At 69.5% G+C, this 2256-nt stretch carries 1 protein-coding gene; it reads right to left on the bottom strand.

The features are described 5' to 3' along the window. Positions 1-1978: acetate--CoA ligase family protein (locus VE326_00905; GenBank protein ID HYJ31753.1), on the bottom strand; the 1978-nt coding region annotated here is incomplete at its 3' end. Positions 1979-2256: the final 278 nt, after the last annotated feature.

Raw genomic sequence — 2256 nt, 5'->3', positions numbered from 1 at the left:
GGACGTCGCGCAGCGAGGCCTGATTTACGGGCGGCGCGCCGCGATAACCCTCCAGCAGCTGGAAGCCGCGGATCTCGCGGAGCATCTCGTCGGCGTCCGTGTCGGTGAGCGGCGCCACCCGCAGCGACACGTCGCGGAGCAATTCCACCGTGACGCCGCCCAGGCCGAACAGCACGACCGGGCCGAAGGAGGGATCGCGCGTCATGCCCACGATCGTCTCCACGCCGCCGTCCACCATCCGCTCGACGGTGACCCCCTCGAAGCGCGCCTTGGGGTCGTGCTCCCGGAGTGCCCGGGCGATCTCGTCGTACGCGCGGGCGGCCTCCTCCTCGCTCTGGATCCGCAGCTTCACGCCCCCCACGTCGCTCTTGTGGACGACGTCCGGCGAACGAAGCTTGAGGGCCGCCGGGAACCCGACCGCCTTCGCCATCCCGGCGGCCTCGCCGCGCGTCGCGGCCACGCGGAGCGGATTCGTGCGGATCCCGTAGGCCTGGAGCAGGTCGGCCAGGATCGGCGCCGACATCCATGCGCCGGCCTCGGACGCCTCGATCGCGGCCCGCGCCTTCGCGCGATCCACGCCCGATAGCGCGGGCACGACCCCGGCGCGCGCGCGGCGCCACTGGCCGTAGCGCGCCACGCGCGCCAGCGTGCGCGCGGCCGCCTCGGGGAAGCTGTAGGACGGGATATGGCCTTCGTTCAACGAGACCAGGCTCTCCGGCACGCCGTGGGACCCCATGAAACAGGAGAGGACCGGCTTGGGGCTCCCGGCCGCTCCCGCGAGGATCGCGCGGGCCACGTCCTGGGCGCCGGTCACCAGCGGAGGAACGAAGATCACGATCACCGCGTCCACGTTCTTATCCGCCACGAGGAGCCGGAGCGACTTCTCGAACGACTCGGCCACGGCCGAAGCGATCATGTCGACCGGGTTTCGCGTGCTCGCCTCGGGGGGCAGGAACGCCTTCAGCCCCTTCACGGTCTTGGCATCGAGCGCGGGAAGCTGGAGGCCCGCGCTCTCGCAGGCGTCGGCCGCCATGATGCCCGGACCGCCCGCGTTCGTGAGGATCGCCACGCGCGGCCCGGTTGGAATCGGCTGCGAGCCCAGGAGGAGCGCCGTGTCGAACAGCTCCTCGATGGTGTCCGTGCGGATCACGCCGCTCTGGCGGAAGAGCGCCTCGACGGCGGCGTCCGATCCCGCGAGCGCCCCGGTATGCGACGACGCGGCGCGCGATCCGCTGACGGTGCGGCCGCTCTTCACGGCGACGATCGGCTTGGTGCGCGCGACGCGGCGGGCGATCTGCGTGAACTTGCCGGGGTTGCCGAACGATTCCAGATAGAAAAGGACGAGGTCGGTGCCGGGATCCTGCTCCCAGAATTCCAGCAGGTCGTTCCCCGAGACGTCGGCCTTGTTCCCCACGCTCACGAAGTGGGAGATGCCCAGGTTGAGCGCTCGCGCGTAGTCGAGGATCGCGAGCCCCAAGGCGCCGCTCTGGGACGAGAAGGCGATCCGCCCCGGCGGCGGCTGGACCGGCGCGAAGGTGGCGTTCATGTTCACGTTGGGATCGGTGTTCAGGATGCCGAGGCAGTTCGGCCCCACGAGGCGCATCCCATGGCGCTTCACGATGGCGCGCAGCTCCTGCTCGAGCGCGATGCCGTCCCCGCCGATCTCCTTGAACCCCGCCGAGATCACGACCAGGGCCTTCACCCCCTTCTTCCCGCACGCCTCCGCCGCCGCGAGCACCGCGGCCGCGGGGACGACGATGATCGCGAGGTCCACCTCCCCCGGAACGTTCTCGATCGAGGGATAGGCGGGGACCGACTGGACGTGCGTGGCGCTGGGATTGACGGGATAGACCGGCCCCTGGAAGGGCCGCTGCAGCAGATTGTGAAGAACCGCCCCGCCGATCGAATCGCGCCGGCGCGACGCGCCGATCACGGCGATGGAGCGGGGGCAGAGCAGAGGTTTCAGTGAGAGTCCCATGCGGCGGATTCTAGCAGATCGGAGCGCGCGTCTTGCCGGGGGCTCGGGCACTCGATGAGAGCGTCAACGCCGGTTCGCTCGCAGAGGGTGACGACCGTTGACGTGGAGTTGACATAATCACTTGCGCTGGCGCAAGTTTATATTTATGTTAATTAGTGGCGGCGTCGCTGGAAGGGCCTCGTACAACGCAGACGAGCGGCATCGCCGTACGCTGCTACGTCGGTACGCCCATCTTCTTCCGCACGGCCTCGACTTCCTTCGCCAGCGCGACGTCCTTC

The organism is Candidatus Binatia bacterium (assembly GCA_035631035.1).
In the GTDB taxonomy this organism is placed as follows: Bacteria; Eisenbacteria; RBG-16-71-46; order SZUA-252; family SZUA-252; genus DASQJL01.
Note: the sequence above shows the minus strand (reverse complement) of the source record. Positions and strands in the feature narration are given on the sequence as shown.